24 protein-coding genes and 1 pseudogene are annotated in these 24,212 nt (G+C 66.4%); 15 read left to right on the forward strand and 10 right to left on the reverse strand.

All coding sequences use genetic code 11. From position 1 onward, the window contains the following. The first annotated feature begins 2 nt into the window (after positions 1 to 2). Positions 3 to 1,292 carry a threonine/serine exporter family protein gene (locus V5F78_RS18755; RefSeq protein ID WP_394070059.1) on the forward strand — a complete coding sequence of 430 codons (1,290 nt, stop codon included), beginning with the start codon at positions 3 to 5 and terminating at the stop codon, positions 1,290 to 1,292. A 241-nt stretch (positions 1,293 to 1,533) separates the two neighbouring features. On the opposite strand, the pseudogene V5F78_RS18760 reads toward V5F78_RS18755, so the two are convergent. Beyond that, positions 1,534 to 2,211: pseudogene (locus V5F78_RS18760) on the reverse strand (GntR family transcriptional regulator); the annotation flags it as partial. Positions 2,212 to 2,427: 216 nt separating this feature from the next. Here V5F78_RS18760 and V5F78_RS18765 point away from each other — a divergent pair. The 9 genes from V5F78_RS18765 (at position 2,428) to V5F78_RS18805 (ending at position 10,576) form a co-directional block, all read left to right on the forward strand. Next, a complete protein-coding gene (locus V5F78_RS18765; protein WP_394070061.1) occupies positions 2,428 to 3,555 on the forward strand; it encodes a zinc-dependent alcohol dehydrogenase family protein in 1,128 nt (375 codons plus the stop codon). 277 nt (positions 3,556 to 3,832) lie between these two features. Further along, positions 3,833 to 5,134 (forward strand): ABC transporter substrate-binding protein, encoded by a 1,302-nt coding sequence (locus V5F78_RS18770; RefSeq protein ID WP_394070063.1) that lies wholly within the window; start codon positions 3,833 to 3,835, stop codon positions 5,132 to 5,134. A 22-nt stretch (positions 5,135 to 5,156) separates the two neighbouring features. Beyond that, complete coding sequence (locus tag V5F78_RS18775; RefSeq protein WP_394070065.1) at positions 5,157 to 6,062, forward strand: branched-chain amino acid ABC transporter permease; 906 nt, start codon at positions 5,157 to 5,159, stop codon at positions 6,060 to 6,062. After that, complete coding sequence (locus V5F78_RS18780) at positions 6,062 to 6,997, forward strand: branched-chain amino acid ABC transporter permease (protein WP_394070067.1); 936 nt, start codon at positions 6,062 to 6,064, stop codon at positions 6,995 to 6,997. Before V5F78_RS18775 ends, V5F78_RS18780 begins: the two co-directional genes overlap by 1 nt. Beyond that, entirely contained in the window at positions 6,994 to 7,737 is a 744-nt protein-coding gene (locus tag V5F78_RS18785) for an ABC transporter ATP-binding protein (protein WP_394070069.1), read from the forward strand. The genes V5F78_RS18780 and V5F78_RS18785 overlap by 4 nt, the downstream gene beginning before the upstream one ends. A 1-nt stretch (position 7,738) precedes the next feature. Further along, complete coding sequence (locus V5F78_RS18790) at positions 7,739 to 8,443, forward strand: ABC transporter ATP-binding protein (RefSeq protein ID WP_394070071.1); 705 nt, start codon at positions 7,739 to 7,741, stop codon at positions 8,441 to 8,443. Between the two features lie 48 nt (positions 8,444 to 8,491). Then, positions 8,492 to 9,244 carry an SDR family oxidoreductase gene (locus V5F78_RS18795; protein ID WP_394070073.1) on the forward strand — a complete coding sequence of 251 codons (753 nt, stop codon included), beginning with the start codon at positions 8,492 to 8,494 and terminating at the stop codon, positions 9,242 to 9,244. A gap of 38 nt (positions 9,245 to 9,282) precedes the next feature. Next, complete coding sequence (locus V5F78_RS18800) at positions 9,283 to 9,678, forward strand: carboxymuconolactone decarboxylase family protein (RefSeq protein WP_394070074.1); 396 nt, start codon at positions 9,283 to 9,285, stop codon at positions 9,676 to 9,678. Further along, positions 9,671 to 10,576, forward strand: coding sequence for an NAD(P)-dependent oxidoreductase (locus tag V5F78_RS18805; RefSeq protein WP_394070076.1), 906 nt, complete (start codon positions 9,671 to 9,673; stop codon positions 10,574 to 10,576). The genes V5F78_RS18800 and V5F78_RS18805 overlap by 8 nt, the downstream gene beginning before the upstream one ends. A 309-nt stretch (positions 10,577 to 10,885) precedes the next feature. Here the strand turns inward: V5F78_RS18805 and V5F78_RS18810 are convergent, their stop codons facing one another. Further along, a complete protein-coding gene (locus V5F78_RS18810) occupies positions 10,886 to 11,140 on the reverse strand; it encodes a hypothetical protein (RefSeq protein WP_394070078.1) in 255 nt (84 codons plus the stop codon). 214 nt (positions 11,141 to 11,354) lie between these two features. On the opposite strand from V5F78_RS18810, the gene V5F78_RS18815 reads away from it, so the two are divergent. Both V5F78_RS18815 and V5F78_RS18820 read left to right on the forward strand, forming a co-directional pair. After that, on the forward strand, positions 11,355 to 11,792 hold the full coding sequence (locus V5F78_RS18815) for a VOC family protein (protein WP_394070080.1): 438 nt from the start codon (positions 11,355 to 11,357) through the stop codon (positions 11,790 to 11,792). 47 nt (positions 11,793 to 11,839) lie between these two features. Continuing rightward, entirely contained in the window at positions 11,840 to 12,325 is a 486-nt protein-coding gene (locus V5F78_RS18820) for a VOC family protein (RefSeq protein WP_394070082.1), read from the forward strand. Positions 12,326 to 12,340: 15 nt separating this feature from the next. Here the strand turns inward: V5F78_RS18820 and V5F78_RS18825 are convergent, their stop codons facing one another. The 7 genes from V5F78_RS18825 to V5F78_RS18855 form a co-directional block, all read right to left on the reverse strand. Next, positions 12,341 to 13,120, reverse strand: a complete 780-nt coding sequence (locus V5F78_RS18825; protein ID WP_394070083.1) for a TrmB family transcriptional regulator — start codon at positions 13,118 to 13,120, stop codon at positions 12,341 to 12,343. 111 nt (positions 13,121 to 13,231) lie between these two features. After that, the gene (locus V5F78_RS18830) at positions 13,232 to 14,158 is read right to left on the reverse strand and encodes a carbon-nitrogen hydrolase family protein (protein ID WP_394070085.1); all 927 of its coding nucleotides are present in this window, start codon (positions 14,156 to 14,158) and stop codon (positions 13,232 to 13,234) included. 30 nt (positions 14,159 to 14,188) lie between these two features. Further along, a complete protein-coding gene (locus V5F78_RS18835; protein ID WP_394070086.1) occupies positions 14,189 to 14,893 on the reverse strand; it encodes an ABC transporter ATP-binding protein in 705 nt (234 codons plus the stop codon). Further along, the gene (locus V5F78_RS18840) at positions 14,886 to 15,662 is read right to left on the reverse strand and encodes an ABC transporter ATP-binding protein (protein ID WP_394070088.1); all 777 of its coding nucleotides are present in this window, start codon (positions 15,660 to 15,662) and stop codon (positions 14,886 to 14,888) included. Before V5F78_RS18840 ends, V5F78_RS18835 begins: the two co-directional genes overlap by 8 nt. Position 15,663: 1 nt before the next feature. Then, positions 15,664 to 16,686, reverse strand: coding sequence for a branched-chain amino acid ABC transporter permease (locus tag V5F78_RS18845; protein ID WP_394070090.1), 1,023 nt, complete (start codon positions 16,684 to 16,686; stop codon positions 15,664 to 15,666). 3 nt (positions 16,687 to 16,689) lie between these two features. Beyond that, on the reverse strand, positions 16,690 to 17,634 hold the full coding sequence (locus V5F78_RS18850; protein WP_394070092.1) for a branched-chain amino acid ABC transporter permease: 945 nt from the start codon (positions 17,632 to 17,634) through the stop codon (positions 16,690 to 16,692). Further along, positions 17,610 to 18,827 carry an ABC transporter substrate-binding protein gene (locus tag V5F78_RS18855; RefSeq protein ID WP_394070093.1) on the reverse strand — a complete coding sequence of 406 codons (1,218 nt, stop codon included), beginning with the start codon at positions 18,825 to 18,827 and terminating at the stop codon, positions 17,610 to 17,612. The genes V5F78_RS18850 and V5F78_RS18855 overlap by 25 nt, the downstream gene beginning before the upstream one ends. Before the next feature lie 458 nt (positions 18,828 to 19,285). Here V5F78_RS18855 and V5F78_RS18860 point away from each other — a divergent pair, with 458 nt between their 5' ends. From V5F78_RS18860 to V5F78_RS18870, 3 genes are all read left to right on the forward strand, one after another. Continuing rightward, positions 19,286 to 20,494 carry an ABC transporter substrate-binding protein gene (locus tag V5F78_RS18860; protein WP_394070095.1) on the forward strand — a complete coding sequence of 403 codons (1,209 nt, stop codon included), beginning with the start codon at positions 19,286 to 19,288 and terminating at the stop codon, positions 20,492 to 20,494. A 75-nt stretch (positions 20,495 to 20,569) separates the two neighbouring features. Further along, positions 20,570 to 21,637: a phenylacetaldoxime dehydratase family protein gene (locus V5F78_RS18865; RefSeq protein WP_394070097.1), complete on the forward strand. Its 1,068-nt coding sequence runs from the start codon at positions 20,570 to 20,572 to the stop codon at positions 21,635 to 21,637. A gap of 77 nt (positions 21,638 to 21,714) precedes the next feature. Next, entirely contained in the window at positions 21,715 to 22,695 is a 981-nt protein-coding gene (locus V5F78_RS18870; protein ID WP_394070099.1) for a serine hydrolase, read from the forward strand. A gap of 36 nt (positions 22,696 to 22,731) precedes the next feature. On the opposite strand, the gene V5F78_RS18875 is transcribed toward V5F78_RS18870, so the two are convergent. Beyond that, complete coding sequence (locus V5F78_RS18875) at positions 22,732 to 24,048, reverse strand: MFS transporter (RefSeq protein ID WP_394070101.1); 1,317 nt, start codon at positions 24,046 to 24,048, stop codon at positions 22,732 to 22,734. Between the last annotated feature and the right edge of the window lie 164 nt (positions 24,049 to 24,212).

Below are 24,212 nucleotides of genomic sequence, written 5' to 3' on the forward strand. Positions count from 1 at the left end.
CCATGATGCCATCCGCTCCGGCGCCATCCCCCGATGACGCCTTCGCGCTCGTCGGCGCGGCCGCGAAACTCCTCTATGCCAATGGGCAGACCACCGAGCGCACGGTGCAGAACGCGGAGCGGTTCGCCCGCGCGCTTGGCATAAGCGTCACGGTCTTTCCCACCTGGGGCGAGCTGGTGATCCGCCGGGAGGCGACCTCAGCCTCCGGCCTCTCGCGCGTGGAGGCCATCGCCGCCGCGCCGGCGGGGGTGGACATGAACAAGGTGACGCTGACGCTCGGCGTCATCGACCAGGTGTGCGATGCCCGTCTCGATGCGGCGCGCGCCCGTGACGCGCTGGAGGCGATCGCCGGCCTGCCGCCGGCCTCCACGCTGCGCTTCGTGGTGCTGGCGGCGGCCGGGGCGGCGGCGCTTTCGGTCATCTTCGGCGCGGCCGACCTCACGACCCTGGCGCTGATCGCGCTCAGCGCCGGAGCGGGCGCGGCGCTGCGGCGCGCTCTGGCGCATGTCGCAAAGAATTTCCTGGCCCAGCCTTTGTGCGCCGCCTTGCTCGCCGGCGTCATCGCGGCCGCGGCCTCCCATCTCCTGCCGGGCGCCAATCTCTATCTGGTGGCCCTGTGCCCCTGCATGGTGCTGGTGCCGGGCCCGCATTTGCTCAATGGCGCGCTGGACCTGGCCCATATGCGCATCGGCCTCGGCGGCGCCCGCTTCGGCTTCGCCGGGCTCATCATATTGCTGATTTCGGTCGGGCTCATCGCCGGCCTCGCGCTCGGCGTGGCGGGGCTGCCCATGGCCGGGCCATCGGCGCCGGTTCCGCTGGCCTATGACGTGATCGCCGCCGGCATTGCCGTGTCCGCCTTCGGCACGTTCTTTTCCATGCCGTGGCGCACCCTGCCCATTCCGGTGGCGATCGGCATGATCGCCCATGCCAGCCGCTGGCTGGCGATCGCCGACGGCGCGAGCCTTGCGGGCGGGGCGCTGGTGGCCTGCCTGATCGCCGCGACCCTGGTGACCCCGATCGCGAACCGCCTGCACCTGCCGTTCGCCGCCTTCGCCTTTGCCTCGGTGGTCTCGCTCATTCCCGGCGTCTTCCTGTTCCGCATGGCGGCGGGCATGGTCACGCTGCTCGAGGCCGGCCCCGCGGCCGCCCCCGCCCTGCTGCTGCCGCCGATCCAGGACGGCACGACGGCGGCGGCGATCCTGCTCGCCATGGCATTCGGCCTGATCCTGCCGAAAATGCTGCTGGAACGCCTGTTTCCCAAATGGTCCGGCCTGCCGGCGGCCCCTCATTAGGCCAGTGCCGACGCGAAGGGCTTTCACTTCGCCCGATAAAGCGTCAGCGGCGGACCGCAGGTCCGGCGCCGGCCTTGACGGCCGCCGACTTATCCTTCGCCATGGCCGGCTTGGGCGATGCGGGCTTGGGCGGCACAGGCTTCGCCAATGCGGCCTTGGCCAAGGCGGCCTTGACCGGCTTATCCTCGGCCAGCGCATCAGGCGCCGCCCGGCGCGGGGATTTCGGCGCGGCGGCGGGCGTTTGCGCATAGCTGCCGTCCAGCACCGCGAGCGCGACCTTCGCGGCTTCCTGAATATGCAGGCGGCAGGCCTTTTCCGCCGCGTCCCCGTCGCCGGAGGCGATGGCGTCATAGATGGCGCGGATTTCCATGATGCTGCGCGCCAGCCGGCCGGGCTGGGTCATGGAGGTGAGGCGCAGCAGGGTGATGCGATTGTGCAGGCTGGTGAGCATCTGCGTGACGAAGACATTTTCGGCGCCGCCCATCAGCGCCTTGTAGAAATCGCTCTTCGCCTCGATGAGCGCCAATTGCTCGTTGCCCTTCACCGCCTTCACCAGGGCTTTCACGGTCTTGTCGAGCGCCTTGACCGCCTGCGGATCCTTGCGCTCGGCGAACTGGCGGCCGGCATAGCCTTCCAGCAGGGCGCGGATCTCATAGAGCTGGCGCGCCTCCTGCGCCGAAATGCTGCTGACGATGGGGCCGCGGTGGGGAATGGTCTGCACCAGCCCTTCCGCCTCGAGCTGGCGCAGCGCCTCGCGGATGGAGGTACGCCCGACGCCGATGAGCTCGCACAGCTCGCGCTCGACCAGCCTCTGGCCAGGCTTGAACAGGCCTTTCGCGATGGCGGCGCGCAGCTTTTCCTCGACCATGAGGCGCAGCGTTGCCGCTTGGCGTGTGATGTGTAGATCCTGATTGTCCATCGCCCGGCCTGACAAACGTGCGGTCCCGTTTTGACATAACAGGCATGGCCTTCAAACCGCTGTCAATCGGATCGAAATATTTTGTCTGATTGACTGATAGATATGGCGTCGATAATTTTCCCGCACCGGCCACCCGCGGCGGCACCAAGCCGGCGAGCAAGCCAGATCGAAATGCCGGGGTCAGCCCTCTTTACGGAAACACTCATTGAGGAAGCCATGCGTATTCGCGCCGCCGTCCTGCGCGCCTCGCCCGTCGAGCGCCCCTATGCCGTGAACAAGCCGCTGAGCATCGAGACCATCGAGCTGGATCCGCCCGGCGCGGACGAAGTGCTGGTCAAGATCGCCGCCGCCGGCCTGTGCCATTCGGATCTTTCCGTGATCAACGGCGACCGCCTGCGGCCGACCCCCATGGTCCTCGGCCATGAATGCGCCGGCGTGGTGGAGGAGGTCGGCACGGGCGTCAGCGACCTCAAGCGCGGCGACAAGGTGGTGATGAGCTTCCTGCCCACCTGCGGCCATTGCATGCCGTGCATGGACGGGCGCGCCCAATTGTGCGAGCCGGGCCACGCCGCCAACGGGCGCGGCACGCTGCTGTCCGGCGCACGGCGATTCCATTGCGACGACGGCCTGCAGCCCTATCACCACAGCGGCGTGTCCGCCTTCGCGGAATATGCCGTGGTCTCCCGCCGCTCGGTGGTGAAGATCGATTCGGACATTTCGCTGGTGGAAGCGGCGCTGTTCGGCTGCGCGGTGATGACCGGCGTGGGCACGGTGGTGAACACCTGCAAGGTGCGCCCCGGTGATTCGGTGGCCGTGGTCGGGCTCGGCGGCGTCGGCCTGTCCTCGGTGCTCGGGGCCGCGGCGAGCGGCGCGACGCGCATCGTCGCCATCGACCTTGCCCAGGACAAGCTGGACCTGGCCTTGGAGCTCGGCGCCACCGACGCCTTCCTCGCCACCGATCCGGACATCGTGGAAAAAGTGAAGGCAGCGACCAAGGGCGGCGTGGACCACGCCATCGAGATGGCCGGCTCGGTGCGCGCGTTCGATCTCGCCTACAAGATCACCCGGCGCGGCGGCAAGACCGCGACGGCGGGGCTCGCCAATCCCAATTCCCAGATCACCTTGCCCCCGGTCAACCTGGTGGGCGAGGAGCGCACGATCCACGGCAGCTACATGGGCAGCTGCGTGCCTTCGCGCGACATCCCGCGCTTCATCGCCCTGTATGAGCGCGGCAAGCTGCCGGTGAACCGCCTGCTCTCCGGCACCGGCCCGCTGGAGGAGATCAACGCGGCCTTCGACCTGCTCGACCAGGGCAAGGTCGTGCGCCACGTCATCACCTTCTAAGGGCCGCCTGGCGGTTCTCATCGACGCTGATCGCGATCGCCCGCGATGCCCGGCCGCGCGCCGGGCATTCGCGCGTTCGCGCCCCCTTGCGCGCGCCGCCTTGAGCGCGTGTCGCCGGTGCATTCCCATCTGATTTCGCGCCGTTTCCCCAAAGCCTCCGAGCGGCGACGCCTTGCCGCTTCGGAAACCTGTTTTGTCGTGTTGACGGATTGTCTGATAGCAGGCAATCTTGCCACAACATCAGCGACAAGCTGCAGGTTTATTGGAGGAGACGTTCATGATTGCAAAAGCCGCCATGGCTGCGCTCAGCGCCGCCGTACTCGCGATTACGCCGGCATCCGCGGTTGAAAAACCCAAGGAGCTGGTGATCGGCATCACCACCTTCCTGTCAGGTCCCGCCTCGGTGTTCGGGGTTCCGGGAAAGAATGCGGCGGACATGCTGATCGCCGATCTCAACGCCAAGGGCGGCATCCTCGGCGTGCCGGTCCGGGCCATCGTCATCGACGAAGGCGCAGGCGCCAACCAGCTGATGTCGGAATATCGCCGCGTGGTGCTGAACGAGGGCGCGCAGGTGATGCTGGCCTCGGTCTCCAGCGCCAATTGCCTTGCGCTGAGCCCGGTGGCGGAAGATCTGGAAGTCCCCAACATCCTGTGGGATTGCAGCTCGCCCCGCATTTTCGAGGACAATAAATACAAATATTCCGTGCGCACCCAGGCGCACACCGGCGCGGAAATGCTTGCCGCTGCCTTGTATCTCGTGAAGAACAAGCCGAACTTCAAGACCATCGCCGGCGTGAACCAGGACTACGCCGCCGGACGCGACCAGTGGGGCCTGTTCCTCACCGCGCTCAAGGCGCTCAAGCCCGATATCCAGGTGGTCGCGGAGCTGTTCCCGAAGTTCGGCGCACCGGATTACTCCACCGAGATTTCCCGCCTCCAGGCGCTGAAGCCGGACGTGGTGGTGAACACCTCGTGGGGCGGCGACCTCGATACCTTCGTCCAGCAGGCGGCGGCGCGTGGGTTCATGACCCAGAGCACCTTCGTCATGCCGCTCGGCGAAAGCTCGCTGGAGCGCCTGGGCGACGCGATGCCTGCCGGCGTCATCATCGGCGGACGCGGCGATCATTACTTCCTGCATCCCAAGCATCTCAAGGACGCGGCGTTCCAGGACTTCGTGAAGCGCTATCACGACAAGACCGGCGCCTATCCGATCTATCCGGTGTTCCACATGGCGCAGGCGATGGCCGCGCTGAAGGACGCCTATGAGAAGGCCGCGAAGGACAATAACGGCCAGTGGCCCTCCAAGGACCAGCTGCTCGCCGCGTTCCAGAACCTGAAGTTCCACGGCCTCACCAGCGACGTGACCATCCGCGAGGATCACCAGGGCCTGGAAGACCAGCTCATCGGCACCACCATCCGCGTGCCGCAATATCCCTTCGCCATCTTGGACAACATCTCGATCTATCCCGGCGCGCTCGTCACCACCCCCATCGGCGACAAGTCGGCGGAGTGGCTGAGCAAGATCAAGCCCGCGATGGCAAGCGACCCGTCCATCGAAACCTTCGCCGCGGCGAAGTAAAGGGATCGGAGAGGCCGTCCGCATGTCCTTGGACATCATCCTTCTGGCCATGCTCGATGGCCTCTCCTATGGCGCCCAGGTATTCCTGGTCGCCGTGGGGCTTTCGCTGATCTTCGGCGTCCTGCGGATCGTCAACGTGGCCCATGGGAGCTTCTATGCCATCGGCGCCTATGTGGCGGCATCGCTGGGCATCTGGATCGCAACGGCGGGCTGGAGCCCCTGGCTGTCCTATCCCGCCATGCTGGTCGCCGCGATCCTGGTCGGCGTGGTGGTGGGCGGCCTCCTGGAGGCGACGCTTCTGCGCCGCATCTACGGCAAGGAGCAGGTGCTCCAGCTGCTGGTCACCTTCGCCGTCTTCATGATCCTGGAAGACGTGCAGAAGGTTACCTGGGGCGTGAAGCCCTATTTCGTGAACACGCCGCTGAGCCTGCTCGGCACGGTGAACGTGCTCGGCATCAATTATTCGGTCTATCAGCTCGCGGTCATCCCGCTGGTGGCGCTGTGCGTGCTGGTGGGTCTGCGCTTCATCCTGCGCTACACCCGCATCGGCCGCATCGTCACCGCCGTGACCGAGGACCGCGAGGCCTCCATGGCCATGGGCGTGGATTCCAGCCGCGTCTATCTCTTCACCTTCATGGCCGGCGCCGCGCTCGCGGCCTTCGGCGGGGCGCTGGCCTCGGGTTCCACTTCGCTCGTGCCCGGCATGGGCTCGGGCATGATCATTCTCTCCTTCGCGGTGGCCGCCACGGCGGGCCTCGGCCAGATCGAGGGCGCTGCGGTGGCGGCGCTCATGATCGGCCTCGGGCGCTCCATCGCGGTCTATCTGGCCCCGGAATTCGACGTGCTGATGCCCTATCTGATCATGTTCGTGGTGCTCCTGTTCAAGCCGCAGGGCCTGTTCAGCACCATCCAGACGAGGAAGGTGTGATGCGCTTCGACCTCCTGTTCGGCGCGATCGCCTTCTGCGCGGTCGCGGGCGTTCCCTTCTTCATCCCATGGGCGACGGTGATGCTCACCATCGCGCTCGGCGTGGGGCTCGCGGTGCTCGGCGTCGTGGTCCTGCTGCGGGCGGGGCAGATCTCGTTCGGCCACGGCCTGTATTATGCCGCCGGCGCCTATACGGTCGCGTTCCTGGTGCAGGCGCGCCTCGGGCTCGACACGCTCCTGCTGCTGCCGGCCGGCGCGCTGGTGGCGAGTGTGATCGCGGTGGCGTTCGGCTTCTTCGCCGTGCGCTATCGCGACATCTTCTTCTCCATGATCAACCTCGCGGTGTCCATGGTCGCCTTCTCGCTGCTGGAAAAGCTCTATTCCATCACCGGCGGCGGCGACGGGCTCAACGTGGCGCGGCCGACGCTCGCGGGCCTCAAGCTCGGGCGCGTGTCGTTCGAATTCTGGATGTTCTACACCACGCTCGCCCTCGCAGTCGTGGTGGCGCTGGTGGTCGGGCGCTATCTCGCCTCCCCGCTCGGCAAGGGGCTGGAGGCCATCAAGTCGAACGAGACGCGGCTTGAATATCTCGGCGTGTCCAGTGCGCGCATCCTGCACATCGCCTATGGCGTGTCGGCTTGTCTTGCTGGCCTCGGCGGCGGCGTGATCGCCATCGTCACGGGCCATGTGGCGCCGGAATTCGCCTATTGGGTGCGCTCGGGCGAATTCGTCTTCATCGCCATCCTCGGCGGCGCGGGCAATGTGGTGGGCGCGTTCGCCGGCTCGATCGTCTACGAGATCGTCCGCAATTACGCCGCCGCCTTCGCTGCCGACTATTGGCAGACCATTCTCGGCGTCTCGCTCATCGCCATCATCATGTTCGCGCCCCAGGGCCTGACCCAGCTGCGCTTCGGCAAGAGGAGGACCGACGCGTGAAGCAGATCGTTCTCAAGGCCGACAACCTGCGCCTGCGCTTCGGCGGCGTGGTGGCCGCCGACGGTGCCTCGCTCACCGCCTATGCGGGCGAGCGCATCGCCATCATCGGCCCCAACGGGGCCGGCAAGACCACCTTCGTCAACATCTGCACCGGCTATCTCAAGCCGCAGTCGGGGGCGGTGATCTTCGAGGGCAAGGACATCACTCCGCTTCCCCCCCGCACCATCGCGCGCGGCGGCATCGGGCGCTCGTTCCAGCTGCCGCAGCTGTTCCTGGACAACACGGTGTTTGAAAACCTGCTGCTCGCGCTCTCCGCCCGCGAAGGCTCATGGCGGCCCTGGATGCGGCTCGACCGCCATCCCAAGGCCGATGAGATGCGCGACATGCTGGAGGTGATCGGCCTCAGCAAGGTGGGCGACCGGCCGGTGCGCGAATTGCCGGAAGGCATGCGCAAGCTGATCGACATCGCGCTCGCGCTCGCCCTGAAGCCGCGCCTCGTGTTCATGGACGAGCCGACCAGCGGCGTCTCCAGCCGGGAGAAATTCTCCATCATGGATACCCTTGTGCGCGCCCTGGATCACAGCGCGACCACCGCCATCTTCGTCGAGCACGACATGGATGTGGTCTCCCGCTACGCCGACCGCGTGGCGGTGTGGACCGGCGGCAAGATCGCCTTGGAGGGAACGCCCGAGCATGTGCTCAACGATCCCGACGTGCGCAAGAACGTGATCGGGGTCTGACATGCTCAAGATCGAACGGCTCTCCGCCCAGATCGAAGGCATTGAGGTGCTGCGCCATGCGGACCTCGAAATGCCCCAGGGCTCCACCGTCGCCCTCATCGGCCGCAACGGCGCCGGCAAGACCAGCCTGCTGCGGTCCATCATGGGCTTCATGAAGATCACCGCCGGGCAGGTCACGCTCGACGGCAACAGCCTGGCGCAGGTGCCGCCCCATCGTCGGCCCTATCTCGGCATCGGTTATGCGCCGGAAGACCGCCGGCTCTACGGGGCATTCACCCTGGAGCAGAACCTGCGCTTTCCCGCCGAGGTGATGCGCCTGCCGGAGACCGAGATCGCCCGCCGCCTGGAACGGGTCTACAGCGTGCTGCCGGAATTGAAGGACATGCGCGAGCGACCCGCGGCGGGCCTTTCCGGCGGGCAAGGCAAGATGGTGGCGCTCGGCCGCGCGCTGATGGCCGGTAACCGCATCATCCTGCTGGACGAGCCGTTCCAGGGCCTCGCGCCGGTGCTGGCGATCCGCTACGGCACCGCGCTGCGGGCGCTGCGCGACGCGGATCGCGACATCACCTTGCTGATCACCGAATCCAATCCCAGCCTGCTGCGCGCCTTCGCCGACCGGATCTATGTGATCGAGCGCGGCGAGGTTTCCACCCTCGACAGCCTCCCCGGCTCCTCGCTCGAGGATGCCGGCCTCGGCCAGCACTGAGCCCGCGCGCGGCCGGCCCGCGCCTCCACGAAACGTAAGGACAAGACCATGTCAATGGACGGAAAAGTCGTCATCGTCACCGGGTCGGCGAGCGGCATCGGGCGGGCCGCCGCCGCGCTGTTCGTGCGCGACGGCGCCAAGGTGGTGATCGCCGACAGCAATGAGGACGCAGCGCGCGAGACCGCCGCCGCCCTCGGGCCGAACGCCCGCGCGCTCCGCACCGACGTCAGCAAGGATGCCGACGTGCGGGCGCTCGTGGCCTTCACCCTGGACCAGTTCGGGCGCATCGACGTGCTGGTGAACAATGCCGGGTTCGGCTTCACCGGCACCGTTGTGAGCATCCCCGAGGCGGATTGGGACCGGCTGATGTCGGTCAATCTGAAGGGCGTGTTCCTGTGCTCCAAGCACGTCATTCCGGTCATGGCCGCCCAGGGCGGCGGCGCGATCGTCAACACCGGCTCCTATACCGCCGGCGTCGGGATCGCGGATCGCGCGGCCTATGTGGCCTCCAAGGGCGGGGTTGTGGCGCTCACGCGCGCCATGGCGCTCGACCATGTGGACCAGAACATCCGGGTGAACGCGGTTGCGCCGGGCACGGTCCATTCCCCCTATTTCGACCGCATGTTCGCGCAATCCGCCGATCCCGCCGGCATGAAGAAGGCGCTCGACGACCGCGCGCCCATGCACCGCATGGGCCGGCCGGAGGAGATCGCCGAAGCCATCCTCTGGCTCGCCTCCGACAAGTCGGCGTTCGCCACCGGGTCCACCCTCACCATCGACGGCGGCACCTCCATCTGGTGATGGCGGGGCCGCGCGCGCTTATTCAAGGAGCTATTCCCATGGCCAACACGCGTCCGCGTTCCGAAAAATTCGAAAAAGGCCTCAAGACCCGCCGCGAAGTGCTGGGCGAGGAGTATGTCAACCGCTCGGTCGACAATGCCACCGACTTCAACTGGCCCATGCAGGTGCTGACCACCGAATATTGCTGGGACAATATCTGGAACCGGCCCGGCCTCGACCGCCGCTCGCGCTCCATCCTGAACCTCGGCATGATCTGCGCGCTGAACCGCCCGCACGAGTTGAAGCTGCACGTGCGCGGCGCCCTCAACAACGGGCTGACCAAGGAGGAGATCGTCGAGATCCTGCTCCAGGTCGGCGTCTATTGCGGCATTCCCGCCGCCATCGACGGCTTCCGCACCGCCAATGAGGTGCTCAAGGAGATGGGTCTTGACTGATCCGGCGACATCCAAACCGGTGGTCGCGGTCATCGGCCTCGGCATGATGGGGCTGCCCATGGCGGCGTGCCTCGTGAAGGCCGGCTTCGACACGCGCGGCGCCGATCTTTCCCCCGCCGCGCGCGACGCGTTCGCCGCCGCCGGCGGATCGGCCTTCGCCGATGCGCGCGAGGCCGTGCGCGGCGCGGACGTGGTGATCACCATGCTGCCCGACGGCAAGATCGTGCGCGAGGTTCTGGTGGGCGCGAACGCCCTGGCGGACCACCTCGCGCCCGGCACCCTCATCATCGACATGAGTTCCTCCGCGCCCCTCGGCACGGCGAAGCTCGGGGAAGAGCTGGTCGCCAGGGGCCTGCGCTTCATTGATGCGCCGGTCTCCGGCGGCGTGCGCCGGGCCGTGAACGGCACGCTCGCCATCATGGCCGGCGGACCGTTGGAGGATGTGGAGCGCGCCCGCCCGGTGCTGGCGGCCATGGGCCAGTCGATCTTCGCAACCGGGCCGCTAGGCTCCGGCCACGCCATGAAGGCTCTGAACAATTACGTTTCCGCCGCCGGCCTCGCCGCCGCCGCCGAGGCGGTGATCGTCGCGAAGCGCTTCGGGCTCGACCCGAACGTGGCGGTGGACGTGCTCAACGCCTCCACGGGCAAGAACAACTCGACCGAAGTGAAGATGAAGCAATTCATCATCTCGGAAACCTTCGGCTCGGGCTTCTCGCTCGCCTTGATGGCGAAGGACCTGCGCACGGCCGCCGAGCTGGCGGACCAGCTGGACCTTCCGATTCCGGTCATCCAGTCCACCGCCGATCTGTGGGACGAGGCGAAGGCGGGGCTGGAACGCGGGGCGGACCATACCGAGATCTATCGCTATCTCGCGCGGCTCACCGCCGACAAGGACTGACGCCGCACGCCGGGCGAAGGCGGCCCGGCTGCGCCGGGACCGCTCAGCCGGGTTGGCGCAGCCGTGTTGGAGTAGCCGTGTTGGGCTAAGGACCGATGGCCATTCATGGCTTGACGCTGTTCAAGAGAGAAACGTCATGCACGGGCTCGTCCCGTGCATCCACGCGGCACCGCTGGCGCTGGCTTTTCAAGGCCTGCACGTTCGGCCCGGCGTGGATCGCCGGGACGCGCCCGGCCATGACGACCGGTGAAAGAAAGACAATCCCGCGCACCAAACGTCAGGCACCGCGCCGCTGGCTGTCGATCCGCCCTAGCCGTCCTGCCCGGCGAACTGCGGCGGCAGCTGGCCGGTCTTGAACAGGATCGTCGGCTCGTCGTCATAATCACCCATCTCGGCATCGCCGGAGGAGGAGAAGGCGACGACGCCGGCGCGGGTCTCCGCCAGCCGCTCGGCGAGCCGTTCGGCGGCGCCGGCGGACTTGCAGGAAATCGGGGCCTCGGCGATCAAGCGCTTGCCCTTGCCGGCCTTGAATCCCTGGACGATGTAAACCGTCTCGCGCGCCATGGCGTCTCCTTGTGCGCCCGCGCCCGGGGCGATGTTTCGCTGTGGCATGAGGTGGTCACACTCCCGGCCCCGCGTACAGGGCCTTGCGCGCGGCGCGCCCGTCTTTCCCCCGGCGACAGATCGGCGGCGGCGCCGGCCCTGCGGCTTTTTTCAGCCCTGTTGTCGGCCGGCGTTTTCCCGCATCGTCCTTGAGCGACGACCGAGGGAGACCGCCATGCCGAAGATGATTTTCGTGAACCTGCCCGTTTCCGATCTGCCGCGCGCGAACGCCTTCTACGAGGCGGTCGGCGCGCAGAAGAACCCGCAATTCTCCGACGACACAGCGACCTGCATGGTGTTCTCCGAGACCATCCACGCCATGCTGCTGACCCACGACAAGTTCCGCAGTTTCTGCGCCAAGCCGATCGTGGATGCGAAGACCAGCTGCGAGGTGCTGATCTGCATCTCCGCCGACAGCCGCGACGAGGTGGACGCCATGGTCGGCAAGGCGCAGGCCGCCGGCGGCACCGCCGATCCCACCCCCACCCAGGATTACGGCTTCATGTACGGCCGCAGCTTCGAGGACCCCGATGGCCACATCTGGGAAATCATGTGGATGGACATGGAAGCCGCCACCGCCGCCATGGCCGCCGACCAGCTCGTGCAGGGCTGAACCGCGCCTGCGCGGGCCTCGCCCGCATGCCAGCGAAAGGATGGGCCATGTCCAAGATTTCCCCCTGCCTGTGGTTTGAGCGGGAGGCGGAGGAGGCGGCGAATTTCTACGTCTCCCTGCTGCCGGACTCGCGCATCGAGCATGTCCAGCGCAATGTGAGTGATTCGCCGGGCGGCAAGGCCGGAACGGTTCTGGTGGTGGATTTCACCCTCGCCGGCCAGCGCTTCATGGCGCTGAACGGCGGCACGCGGGTCGAACACACCCATGCGGTCTCGTTCAAGATCGATTGCGCGGACCAGGCGGAAGTGGACCACCTGTGGGATGCCTTGGCGCAGGGCGGGCGGATCGAGCGATGCGGCTGGCTGCAGGATCGTTTTGGCGTGCCCTGGCAGATCGTGCCGCGCGTGCTACCGCAATTGCTGGGCGATCCCGATCCCGCCAAAGCCCAGCGCGTGATGGCCGCGATGTTGGGCATGGTGAAGCTCGACATCGCCGCGCTGAAGGCCGCGCACGCGGGCACCGCGCCCGCGTGAACTTTTCAGTTAGGCTCAGGCGCCCTTGCGGCGCCGGCCGTTGGGGCGCGGCGGCTCCTCCGCCGGCGCGCTCAGCGACCAGAGGGTTTCGAACAGCGCCGTCTGGAGCCGCGCGAAATCCTCGCTCTCGATCACCAGGCCGTAATTCTCGCGCTTGGACGAGATGATGGCGACTTTGTCGTCATAGACATATTGCGTCACCGACAAGGTGATGCTCTCCGGCGCATAGCGCAGTTCGCGCAGCTCCTGGGGCGTGGACGGCCAGATGCGCTCGGTGTCCTTGTGGCGCGAACGCAGGACCTGCAGCTTGATGCCCTTCTTCAGCCGCTCGGCGATGTAGCTGTCCATCTCCTCGAGGCCGGGCGTCTCGATCAGCTCATCCATGGAGAGGATGCCGCGCAGCACCTTGCTCTGGCAGGAGAGGGTCTCCCACAGCACGGTGCGCACGCCCTCTTCCCCTTCGTAGAAGCGGATCTGCGGCTTGCCCTTGGCGCGATTGTAGAGTGAGCGGATCTGCGGCATCAGATCGCCCAGAACCTGCCGGCGCAGCTCCAGCCGCTGCAACATGCCGACCGGATCCTCCGCGACGATGAAGCGGCGGCCCTGCCGCTCCTCCACCCGGATCAGTTCTTCCTGTTCCAGGCGGGCGAGCACGTCATAGGCGGTGGTGCGCGCAAGGCCCGCGCGCGCCGCCACCTCCTGCACCGGCGCCTCGCCCAGTTCCACGGCGGCCATATACAGCTTGAACAGCTTGCCGGTGATGCCGATCTTGGCGAGCTTTTCCTCGATATCCATGATGCCCTATGCGATTCAGGTGCTTGCCGGCACCCTACCGCAATCCGCCGCGGCCGGCGCGGCGGCGCCGGCAAAATATGGCGGATTGCAAGGGGAAACGAACCCGGCCGCTCAGCCCTTCAGGGCCACGGCGGTCTGCGGCGCCTCATTCACCGTGAGGGAGAACACGTCGGGCCGGGCATAATTGCCGGCGACGTCGAAATCGAACTTGGCACGGCCGAGTTCGTCCGTGTCCAGGTCCGCCGTCAGCAGGCATTCCTCGTCGAACACCGGTCCGGCGAGCACCTGGCCCAGCGGGCCGATGATCGCGGCCCCGCCGTGCATCACATAGGTCTCGGGGTCGACATCAATGGAGCAGCGATACTCGGCCGGAAAATCCCCGCGCTTCACCACCTGGCAGGTGGACAGCACGAAGCAGCGGCCTTCCAGCGCGATATGGCGGATGGTGGGCATCCAGCTCTCGCGGTCGTCCGCAGTGGGGGCGCAATAGAGCGAGACGCCCTTGGCATACATGGTCATGCGCAGCATGGGCATGTAGTTCTCCCAGCAGATGACGGCGCCGATCTTGCCGATGGGCGTGTCGAAGACCGGCAAGGTGGAGCCATCGCCGAAGCCCCAGGCGAGCCGCTCGCCGGCGGTGGGCATCAGCTTGCGATGCTTGCCAACCAGCGTGCCGTCGGGGCCGAAATAGAGCACGGTGCAATACATGGTACCGAGCTCGCGCTCCATCACGCCGATCACCACGAAGCAATTGGCCGCCGCCGCCGCCTTGCCGAGCCGGTCGGTCTCCGGTCCCGGCACGGTGATGGAGGCATCGAGATAGCGGCGGAATTCATCGCGACCGCGCACCGTGCGCACGCCGATGGCAATGTCGAAGTCCGATCCCTTGGGATAGACCGAGATGAAGGCCTCGGGGAACACGACGATCTGGCATCCCGCTTCACCCGCCTTCGCGATCCACTCCTCGGCCTTGGTGATCGAGGCTTCGACATCGAAAGGCACCGCGCCCACCTGGGCGACGCCGGCTTTTACAATCATGACACGCTCCATTTGAAAGATTGGGCGCCGCTAGACGCCGAGATAGGCGCGCCGCACGCCGGGGTCCGCCTGCAGGTCCTGCGCGCTGCCGCTCAGCACCACATGGCCGGCTTCCAGCACATAGCCGCGATGGGCGACGGACAAAGCGAGCACGGCGTTCTGCTCCACCAGCAGCACCGAGACGCCCTGCTGGTTGATCGCGGCAATGGCGGCATGCAGTTCCTCCACGACGATGGGCGCGAGGCCGTGGCTCGGCTCGTCCAGCAGCATCAGCTTGGGATTGCCCATCAGCGCGCGGCCGATGGAGACCATCTGCTGCTCGCCGCCGGACATGGAGCCGGCCATCTGCGTGCGCCGCTCCGCAAGGCGCGGGAACAAAGCGAACACCCGGTCCATGCGAACGGCGAGGTCTCGGGCGCGCCGGTCGCCATAGGCGCCCATCATGAGATTGTCGGAGGTGGACATGCGTGGGAACACATGCCGGCCTTCCGGCACATGGCCGATGCCAAGCGCGGGAATGGTATGCGCAAGGCGCCCGAGCAGGCTCTCGCCCTCGAACATGATGCTGCCGCGCGCCTTGGCAACCAGCCCGGAGATGCTGCGCAGCAGAGTGGTCTTGCCGGCGGTATTGGCGCCGAGCACCGCCACCGTCTCGCCGCGCGCGACATCGAGCGCCACATTTTCCAGCACGTTCGGTCCGCCGTAGGAGGCGCTGAGGCCCCGGATCTCAAGCATGCGCGCCTCCTGCCGCTGCCGTGCCGCCGGTCGCGGTGCCGTGCGCCGCGCCCTGGCCGAGATAGGCCTCGATCACCAGAGGATCGTTCGCCACCTCCGCCGGTGTGCCTTGCGCGATCAGCCGGCCGAAATTCACCACCAGCAGGCGGTCGCACAGAGCCATGATGGCCCGCATGTGATGCTCCACCACCAGGAAGGTCAGCCCCTCGTCGCGCAAGGAGCGGATCACCGCCATCACCTCGTCCATCTCGCTCGGGGTGAGCGCCGCCATCACCTCGTCCAGCAGCAGCACCTTGGGCTCGGTGGCGAGGGCGCGGGCCATCTCCACCAGCGCCTTCTGGGGGAAGGTGAGGTCGGCGACATCGGTTTCGGCGATCGCGCCCAGGCCGAGGCGTTCCAGCACCGCGCGGGCGTGGGTCCGGGCGCTCGCCAGATCATGACGCAGCAATGCGGCGGTCAACACATTCTCGAGCACGCTCATGTCGGGAAACAGCGCCGCGTTCTGGAAGGTCTTGGTCATGCCCTTGCCGGCGACCCGGTGCGGCTTGAGGCCGGAGACTTTCTCGCCACCCAACAGCACCTGGCCGGCGGTGAGGCGCTGAAGCCCCACCAGCGAATTGAACAAGGTGGTCTTGCCGGCGCCGTTGGGGCCGATCAGCCCGACGATCTCGCCGGCCTTAAGGGTGAAGGAAATGCCGTCCACCGCCTTCAGCCCGCCGAACGTCACGGCGATGGCCTCAGCTTCCAGCACGGGCGTATGCGCATTCATCTCACTGGCCTCCCTTGGCAAGCGCCGGCTCGGCCTGTGGAGCCACCGCGGGCGGGGCCCTGCGGCTCCAGCGTTTCGGCCAATAGGCCATGATCCCGCGCGGCTGGATGAGGATGGCGGCAATAAGAATGGCGCCGAACACCAGCTGGGACAGGCCCGCCGCCTTGGAGGAGAGAAACGCGTTCGCCGTCTCCTCCAGCGGGATCAGGAACAGCGCGCCGATGATCGGCCCGGCGAGCGTGCCGAGGCCGCCGACGATGGCGATCATCGCCATGCGCACCGAGACTCCGGCCAGCGAGAAGATGGAATCCGGATCGAAGAAGAAGGTGAACTGGGCGAACACCGAGCCGCACACGGCGGTGAGCGCCGCCGAGATGACGCTGGCGGTGAGCTTGACGCGGAACGTATCCACGCCCGCCACTTCCGCCGCCGCTTCGTTCTCGCGCACCGCCCGCAGCCGATAGCCGATGGCGCCGCGGGCCAGCAGGCCGAACACCAGGCACACCAGGGCCAGCAGGCCGAGGATGATCCAGTAATAAGAGGAGACCGCCCGAAACGCGAAGTTCAGCGGCTGGCTGCCCACGAAGGGGATCGACAGCCCCACCGGCCCGCCCGTGAGGGACGCCCAGGAATTGGCGATCACCCGCATCACCTCGGCAAAGGCGAGAGTGGCGAGGGCGAAATAATGCCCCTTCAGGCGGAAGGTCGGCAGCGACAGCAGCGCCGCCGCCAGGCCGGCAAGCGCCGCCCCCGCCACCAGTCCGAGCCAGGGCGAAATGCCGAGCCGCAGATAGAGCAGGCTCGAAGTATAGGCGCCGATCCCAAAAAACGCGGCATGGCCGAGCGAGACCTGGTTCGCGAGCCCGCCGACGATGTTCCAGGATTGCGCGAGCGCCGCGAACAGCAGCGCCATGGCGGCGATCCGCAGCACATGGCTGCGCGGGTCCAGATAGAACGGCAGCAGGGCCGCCGCGACGAAGAACAGGAGGAGGAGCACTAGCCCCGGCGTGAGTTTCGCGCGCATGGCTCAGGCGCCCTTGATGAGGCCCTGCGGACGCAGGGCGAGAACGGCGATGAAGATGACGAACAGGCAGAGATTCTGAAGGTGGATGGGGAAGAACAGGGTGGAGACCGACTGCACGATCCCCACCACCAGCCCGCCGGCCAGCGCGCCCGCGACACTGCCGAGGCCGCCCAGGACCACCACGGTGAACATGACCACCACGAATTGGCCGCCGATGGTGGGGCTGACCGTGATGTAGGGCAGGATGACCGCGCCGCCGAAGGCGGTGAGCGCGACCCCGAGGCCGAACGCCACCCCGTAGGTGAGGCGGGTATCCACCCCGTTCAGGGTCGCCGCCATGGGATCCTGCGCCACCGCACGGATGGCGCGTCCGGTCCAGGAGCGGTCGAGAAACAGCCACAAGGCGGCGGAGAGGAACAGCGCGGCGGCGAACGCATAGAGATAAGGCGCGCCGACGAATATATCGCCCAGCCGGAAGCCCTGGACTTGGTAAGGCACGCTGACAGACCGGAAATCCGAGCCGAAGAGCATGAGCGCGGCATTTTCCAGCACGATCAGCAGCCCCACGGTGAGAAACACCTGGGCCGCCGGCGGCGCCTTCAGCACGCGGGCGATCAGCAGACGCTGCACCAGATAGCCGACCACGAACACCACGATGAACGAGAGCACCGAGCCCAGCAGCGGGTCGAGCCCCAGATAGCGCCAGGCAAACCAGGCCACATACATGCCGAGCATCAAAAATTCGGCCTGGGCGAAATTGACGACGCCCAGCACGCCGAACACGAGGGACAGGCCCGTGGCGATGACGCCATAGACCCCGCCCAGAAGGATGCCGTCGACCAAGGATTGCAGCATGATGTCCACCGGGATGGGAAGGAAGAAGCCCTCTCCCGCGGGAGAGGGCACGGCGACGGGGATGCGGCTCAGGGCACCGGCTTGCCGGCCCACACCGGCTTCTGCTTCGCCGACTTGGGGGGATAGACGGTGACCGGCTCATCGCCGCGCCACTGCACCATGATGGGGAAGGCCGAGGCATTGAGGCCGTTGGCGTCGAACTTCACGCAGCCGCCCGGCACGCCGCGCGCGAAACCGGCGCAATAATCCAGGGTGGCCAGCGCGTCGCGGATCTTTTCCGGATCCTTCGACTTGGCCTTCTCGATGGCCTGCACCACCGCGTCCAGCGCCGCCGCATGGATCAGCGCCTCCTGGGTGATGAAGGTGCCGTATTTTTCCTTGTACTTGGCGGCGAGGTCCGGGATCAGGTCGCCCGAGGCGGCGGCAACCGACAGCACGCCTTCGGCATATTCGCCGAGGCCCTTCTTGAAGTCCGGGATGATGTAGCCGGCCGCGCCGCCGACCACGGGAATGTCGATCTGCTGCTGGCGCAGCGCGCGGATGATCTGCAGGCCGTCATTGAGATAGGAGACCGGGAAGGCCATCTGCGCGCCGGACGCGCGCAGCTTGTTCACCAGCGGGGACACATCGGTGATGCCGAGGGGATAGGCCTCGTCGAGCACCACCTGGACGCCGGCCTTGGCGGCGGCGGCCCGCAGGCCCTTCGCCTGGGCGGTGCCATAAGCGGTGTCCTCATAGAGGATGGCCACCTTCTCGATTTTCTCGCCCGCCGCCTTGGCGATCTCGGCGGCGTAATCGAATTGCGCCGCGCCGAACACTGTGCCCTTGGGCGACACCTGGAACACGTATTTGTAGCCGCGCTCGGTGATCTGGTCGGCGAACGCGAAGGTGACAAGCGGGATGCCCGCGCGCTCGGTGACCTCGGACGCCGCAAGCGTGATGGAGGAGACGAAGGCGCCGATGACGGCGCTGACATTGTTCTGGGAAATCAGGCGCTGGGTTGCGGCCGCCGCCGTCGCGGGGGTGGGAACATCCGCCGTGACGAGGCTGATCTTGGCTCCGCCCAGCGCCTTGATGCCGCCGGCCGCATTGATCATCTCCGCCGCCAGCTCGGTGCCGCGCTGCGACCCGATGCCGAACTGCGCATTGGGACCGCTGAGCGGCTGGATCACGCCGATCACCACGTCTTCCGCAGCCACAGCGCGCGTCACCGCGGCTGTGCCGCACATCGCCAGGCCCATGAGGCCGGCCAGAACAAGGCGGCGGCGGACGATCGCTTGGAACATGGTGCTCACCTCGCAGGAGAGGGCCTCTGCGGACCCGATGCGGGCGAACCTAAGGCATGTCGGAAATTTTCGTCAATCTCTCCCATATGTCGAAAATTCAGCATTCGCGGTCAAGAAAGCATCAATATCATTTAACATATTGATTTTTAACATTTTAATATGCCTGAAAAATATTCAATGAGGCCGATTATGATCCGGACTAATCGGTGTCGGAATTTTCAGACGAACATTGATCCCTCTGAGACCCAGCTTCGAGCCTTCCAATACCGTCCATAAAAATCGAATCCGGCTCTTTGTCGCGTTATGCCGACTTCATTGAAAATTGGAAAAATCCTTTCAAATGCTGATTTATCTAAGGGCGTTGGGATAAAAATATCTCCTGTCGTCGGAAAAAATTGACAACTGTCTCACTTCGTTTTCATTCTAGGCCCGCCTTCAAAAAAGACGGGAACATGCATATGCGCGACATCTGGAGCGGGAGCCGGGCGGCAGCGATCGCCGTCGGCGTCTCCCTGGCCGCCCTTACCCCCGCCGCCGCACAGGAGAGCGTGAAGATCGGCGTCGTCCTGCCGCTCAGCGGCCCGAACGCCCAGTTCGGCGTTAACAGCCGCAACGGCATCGAAATGGCGGCGGAGGCCATCAATGCGTCCGGCGGCCTCAAGGGCCTCGGCGGCGCGAAGATCGAGTTGGTCTATGCCGACGTGCCGAGCCCGGCGACGGCGGCCGCCGCCACCCAGCGCCTGCTCAGCCAGGACAAGGTGGTGGGCATGCTCGGAGCGTTCGTCTCATCGGTGACGCTGGCCGCTTCCGAGGTCACGGAGCGCGCGGGCATCCCCATGATCACCCATTCCTTCGCCGACCAGATCACGTCGCGCGGCTACAAATACATCTTCCAGGTCTCGGCCAAGGCGACCACCTACGGACAGGCGCAATTCGATTATGCCGCGGCGCTGGCCAAGAAGGCCGGCGCGCCCGTCACCAAGGTCGCCATCTTCTACGAGGACACCGCCTATGGCACCGCCCAGGCCAAGGGCCTGCGCGAAGCGGCGAACAAGGCCGGCATTCCCCTGGTGGTGGACGAGGCCTATCCCCTCGGCATCACCGATGTATCCCCGCTGATCAACAAGCTGCGCGCGTCCGGGGCGGACATCGTTTTCCCCGTGTCCTATTTCAACGACGCGCTTCAAATCATCCGCGCCATGCGCCAGCAGAAGATCGAGATGCCCATCGTCGGCGGCGCGGCCGGATACATCATTCCCGACTTCGCCAAGGGGCTCGGCGAATATGCCGACGGGGTGTTCTCCATCGCCCCCGCCAATTACGACCTCGCCCCGGCGCTCGCCGCCAAATACAAGGAAAAGTACGGGACGTTCATGACCCATGAGGTGATCATGTATGGCGCCGCGCTCGAACACATGGCGAAGGCCATCGACACCGCCAAGTCGCGCGATCCCGACAAGATCCGCGACGCCATCGCCGCGCTGAAGCTGTGCGGCGAGGGTTTCGCCAAGGGCATTCCCGGCGGCTGCACCGCCTTCGATGCCAATGGGCTCTCAAGCACCGCCTATCCCATCTTCGTGGAATGGCGCGGCGCCGATCTTGCCACGGTCTATCCCTTCGAAACCGCCAAGGCCGCCGCGCGCTGGAACGACAAGACCCTCAACTGATGCCGGTGGCCGCGACGCCTTTCCGCGCCGCGGCCCCTGTCCCTGCCCGATCTGTTCCCGTCCCGCGAGCCCGCCATGGTTTTCCACATCACCTATCCGCGCATCGTCCCGGAACGCCGCCCGCCCGGCCACGAACCGGCGGCGCCCCGCTTCTCCCTGCGCTGGAGCGAACCCGTCGGGCTACTGGTCAGCGATTATTTCGCGCTTCAGGGCGAGGGGCTCAGCTGGGCCGAGCAGGCGGACTTCTTCGCCCGCCTCACCGCCAGCTTCGACCTGGACGGCCCGTGCGCACACGAAATCATGCGCACCACCGACGAGACCGGCGCGGTCAACGCCATCCTGGTCGCCTATTGGCTGGACGCGACGGCCCATGCCCGCTGGAGCGCGGCCTCGCCGTTCATGACCTGGTTCCGCGACCCCGCCCGGCACGCGGAACCGCGCGGCCTGTGGCGGGAAACCATCTGCGTGCCCTATGATCGGCACGAGACCATTTATTCGGCGCAGAACTATCCCATCGGCCTTGCCCGCACGCCGGGCGCGAGCCTCCAACCCATCACCATGAACGGCTATTTCGGCGCCGCGCGCGACCGCATGCCGGTGTCCGCCATCGACACGCTGGAAAGCCCCTATGGACAGGGCATGCCGGCGCGCCGCACGCCGGCGAGCCTCGGCCGTCGGCTGCGGGTGACCTCGCCCCACAATATGATCGCCATCCGCTCCGGCCAATATTGGGAAGGCGCGGGAAACGAGCAGACCGCGGATTATCACGACAATCTCCAGCCCAAGCTGATGCGCGGCATGGGCCATCTCGTGGACAATCCGGTCGAGACCGGCACGCTGTCGCTCCGCGTGATGACCAATCTCGATCCGCAGGGGGCGCCGCGCCGGGAAACCTCGGTGCACGGCTATTTCATCTCGCTGGAGCACCTGGAGCGCTGGGCGAAATCCCACGAAACCCATCTGGACATCTATCGCCACGCCATCGCGATGAACCGCCTCTACAAGGAGAAGCGGGAGGTCGTCACCTGGCACGAGGTATTCGCCCTGCTGGAGGGAACGCACATGGAATATGTGAACTGCCATCCCGGCACAGGCCTGCTGCCCTATTTCGAAGCCGTAGATCTCTGGCCCACCGGCATCTGAGGGCCCGCCGCGCGCGGCGGGCGTATTGGGGCGGTCGCACGGTTCATGTAGCGTGCATCCTCTACGGAGGGTGCGTCATGAGCCTGAATCGTCGATTGTTTCTTTCCGGCGCGGCGGTCGCGCCAATGGCCCTCGCCACGCCCGCCCTCGCGGCCTCAACGCCTGAGGCGGTGCGCGCCGGACTGAGTCAATTCGACAAGATCCCGGCCACGAAAAGCGCCCTCATCGTCTGCGAGGGACCGGGCCAGAGCTGGAAGGACGCTCGCGATCCGCAGGTTCCGCTGTTCATCGGCAGCGCGGTGAAGACCTTCATCCTCGCCCAGGCGCTACGCGCCGCGGAATCCGGTCTGTTGTCCGAGACCGACCAATGGACAGTGGATGACGCTGTGCGCTCCGCCAGCAGCCCGGTGCTTCTCAACCTGACCGGCACCACCCAGGCACGCAGTATCCTCGAGGCCATGATCGCCCACAGCGACAACACCGCCACCGACATCGCGCTTGCGAAAGTGGGCCCGGACAAGGTGCGCGCCCTGATCGCCGAAGCCGGGCTTAAGAACACACGCATTCCCGATTCGACCCGCCGCCTGTTCTCCTACATCGCCGGCGCGCCGCTCGGCACGGATATCGGCTGGGAGGGCGTGAAGAAGCTGGAAACCGGCTGGATGCCCGGGCCGCCGCGTGCGCCCGTCAATGACCAGGAAACCATGGTCAGCAGCGCTGACGAATTGGTGAAATGGTATCAGACGGCGCTCACCGGCGCCTTCTTCTCAAAGCCGGAAAGCCTCACGGAATTCATGCGCATCCAGTCCATGGCCGACGCCATCGCCCAGGTGGTGCCGCCCGGCATCGCGGCCTATGCGAAGGGCGGGAGCATCGACTGGGGCGATTTCCACTGCTTCTGCCTGCCGGGCCAGATGGTGGTGGGCGCCGCACGCGTCACCTTCTGCTTCACGGTCAATTGGACCGGGACGGACGCCAGCGTCGCGGCGGTGTTTCCGCCTTTCCGCGACGCCGTGGCCGCGATCCTGAAGGGCGCCGTGGACGCGCTCCGGGCCTGAGCCCAAGCGCCCGGAAAAGCGCCCGGCAGGGCAGGTTCAGCCGCCGCCGAGCTCCAGCTTCTTGTTCCACTGCAGCGCCAGCAAGGTACAGATGGCGCCGGAAAGCAGATAGGCGCCCGCCGAGATGAGGCCGAAGCTGCTGGACAGGGCCAGCGCCACCAGCGGCGCGAAGCCGGCGCCGAACAGCCAGGCAAAATCATTGGTCAGGGCCGACGCCGTATAGCGATAATTGCGCCCGAAATTGGATGCCACCGCGCCCGACGCCTGGCCGAAGGACAGGCCGAGCAGAACGAAGCCGAGCACCATGAACGCGGTTTCGCCCACCACGCCGCCATTGAGCAATTGCGGGGCAAAGCCGCTGAACACCGCGATGGCGGCGGCAGTGGCGCCGAGCAGGTTGCGGCGCCCCACGCGATCCGCCACGAAGCCCGAGGCGACGATCGCGCCGATGCCGAACACCGCGCCGACGATCTCGATCAGCAGGAAGCGCGCCGGCCCCTCGCTGGTGAACAGATACACCCAGGAGAGCGGGAACACCGTGACCATGTGGAACAGCGCGAACGTGGCGAGCGGGGCGAAGGCGCCCACGATGATGCCGTGCTTTTCCGCCCGCACCGTCTCCGTCACCGTCGCCGGGCGAAGCTCGCCGCGCTTGAACAGCTCGGTATATTCCGGCGTCACCGCCATGCGCAGGCGGGCAAACAGCGCCACCACATTGATCGCGAAGGCGACGAAGAAGGGATAGCGCCAGCCCCAGCTGAAAAAATCCTCCGGGGAGAGATTGGCCACGAAGAAGGCGAACAGCCCGTTCGCGACGATGAGGCCCAGCGGCGCGCCCAATTGCGGGATCATCGCATACCAGCCGCGCCGCTCCGCCGGGGCGTTCATCGCCAGCAGCGGCGCCAGCCCGTCCCAGGTGCCGCCCCAGGACAGGCCCTGTCCGATGCGGCACGCCGCGAGCACAAAGGCGGAAGCCGAGCCGATGTGCTCATAACCCGGCAAAAAGGCGATGGCGACGGTGGAGGTGCCCAGCAGAAGCAGGGCCAAGGTGAGCTTCGCGCCGCGCCCATGGGCCCGGTCGATGGCCATGAAGAGTGCAGTGCCGAAGGGCCGCGCGATGAACGCGAGGGCGAAAATGGCAAAGGAATAGAGTGTTCCCGTCAGGGCATCCACATAGGGAAACACCAGCTTCGGAAAGACCAGTACGGCCGCCGTTGCGTAAACGAAGAAATCGAAGAACTCTGAGGTTCGGCCAATGATGACCCCGATGGCAATCTCGCCGGGGTCCACGTCGCCATGGCCGGCATGGATCTGCCTCGCGTCCCGTTCAATCGTCGATGACGCATTCGCCATGATCTTCGCACCAATATGGAGTTGCTTTTCATACGCCAGTCCCGCCCCGCTGGGAAGCAGCCTGCCGCAGGCTCCTTATTCCCTCGCGAGTGTGCGTTGCGGCATTGGGCAAATTGTCCAATGTCCCTCGTGTTGCAGCGCAGCTAGCGATGCGGCGAGCCCAC

It is taken from the genome of Roseixanthobacter glucoisosaccharinicivorans, from assembly GCF_043195095.2.
Lineage (GTDB): Bacteria > Pseudomonadota > Alphaproteobacteria > Rhizobiales > Xanthobacteraceae > NCEH01.

Coding starts and splice junctions, on each gene's coding strand:
- V5F78_RS18755 (WP_394070059.1), top strand. CDS start 3: ATGATGCCATCCGCTCCGGCGCCATCCCCCGATGACGCCTTCGCGCTC.
- V5F78_RS18765 (WP_394070061.1), top strand. CDS start 2,428: ATGCGTATTCGCGCCGCCGTCCTGCGCGCCTCGCCCGTCGAGCGCCCC.
- V5F78_RS18770 (WP_394070063.1), top strand. CDS start 3,833: ATGATTGCAAAAGCCGCCATGGCTGCGCTCAGCGCCGCCGTACTCGCG.
- V5F78_RS18775 (WP_394070065.1), top strand. CDS start 5,157: ATGTCCTTGGACATCATCCTTCTGGCCATGCTCGATGGCCTCTCCTAT.
- V5F78_RS18780 (WP_394070067.1), top strand. CDS start 6,062: ATGCGCTTCGACCTCCTGTTCGGCGCGATCGCCTTCTGCGCGGTCGCG.
- V5F78_RS18790 (WP_394070071.1), top strand. CDS start 7,739: ATGCTCAAGATCGAACGGCTCTCCGCCCAGATCGAAGGCATTGAGGTG.
- V5F78_RS18795 (WP_394070073.1), top strand. CDS start 8,492: ATGTCAATGGACGGAAAAGTCGTCATCGTCACCGGGTCGGCGAGCGGC.
- V5F78_RS18800 (WP_394070074.1), top strand. CDS start 9,283: ATGGCCAACACGCGTCCGCGTTCCGAAAAATTCGAAAAAGGCCTCAAG.
- V5F78_RS18810 (WP_394070078.1), bottom strand. CDS start 11,140: ATGGCGCGCGAGACGGTTTACATCGTCCAGGGATTCAAGGCCGGCAAG.
- V5F78_RS18815 (WP_394070080.1), top strand. CDS start 11,355: ATGCCGAAGATGATTTTCGTGAACCTGCCCGTTTCCGATCTGCCGCGC.
- V5F78_RS18820 (WP_394070082.1), top strand. CDS start 11,840: ATGTCCAAGATTTCCCCCTGCCTGTGGTTTGAGCGGGAGGCGGAGGAG.
- V5F78_RS18825 (WP_394070083.1), bottom strand. CDS start 13,120: ATGGATATCGAGGAAAAGCTCGCCAAGATCGGCATCACCGGCAAGCTG.
- V5F78_RS18830 (WP_394070085.1), bottom strand. CDS start 14,158: ATGATTGTAAAAGCCGGCGTCGCCCAGGTGGGCGCGGTGCCTTTCGAT.
- V5F78_RS18835 (WP_394070086.1), bottom strand. CDS start 14,893: ATGCTTGAGATCCGGGGCCTCAGCGCCTCCTACGGCGGACCGAACGTG.
- V5F78_RS18840 (WP_394070088.1), bottom strand. CDS start 15,662: ATGAATGCGCATACGCCCGTGCTGGAAGCTGAGGCCATCGCCGTGACG.
- V5F78_RS18845 (WP_394070090.1), bottom strand. CDS start 16,686: ATGCGCGCGAAACTCACGCCGGGGCTAGTGCTCCTCCTCCTGTTCTTC.
- V5F78_RS18855 (WP_394070093.1), bottom strand. CDS start 18,827: ATGTTCCAAGCGATCGTCCGCCGCCGCCTTGTTCTGGCCGGCCTCATG.
- V5F78_RS18860 (WP_394070095.1), top strand. CDS start 19,286: ATGCGCGACATCTGGAGCGGGAGCCGGGCGGCAGCGATCGCCGTCGGC.
- V5F78_RS18865 (WP_394070097.1), top strand. CDS start 20,570: ATGGTTTTCCACATCACCTATCCGCGCATCGTCCCGGAACGCCGCCCG.
- V5F78_RS18870 (WP_394070099.1), top strand. CDS start 21,715: ATGAGCCTGAATCGTCGATTGTTTCTTTCCGGCGCGGCGGTCGCGCCA.
- V5F78_RS18875 (WP_394070101.1), bottom strand. CDS start 24,048: ATGGCGAATGCGTCATCGACGATTGAACGGGACGCGAGGCAGATCCAT.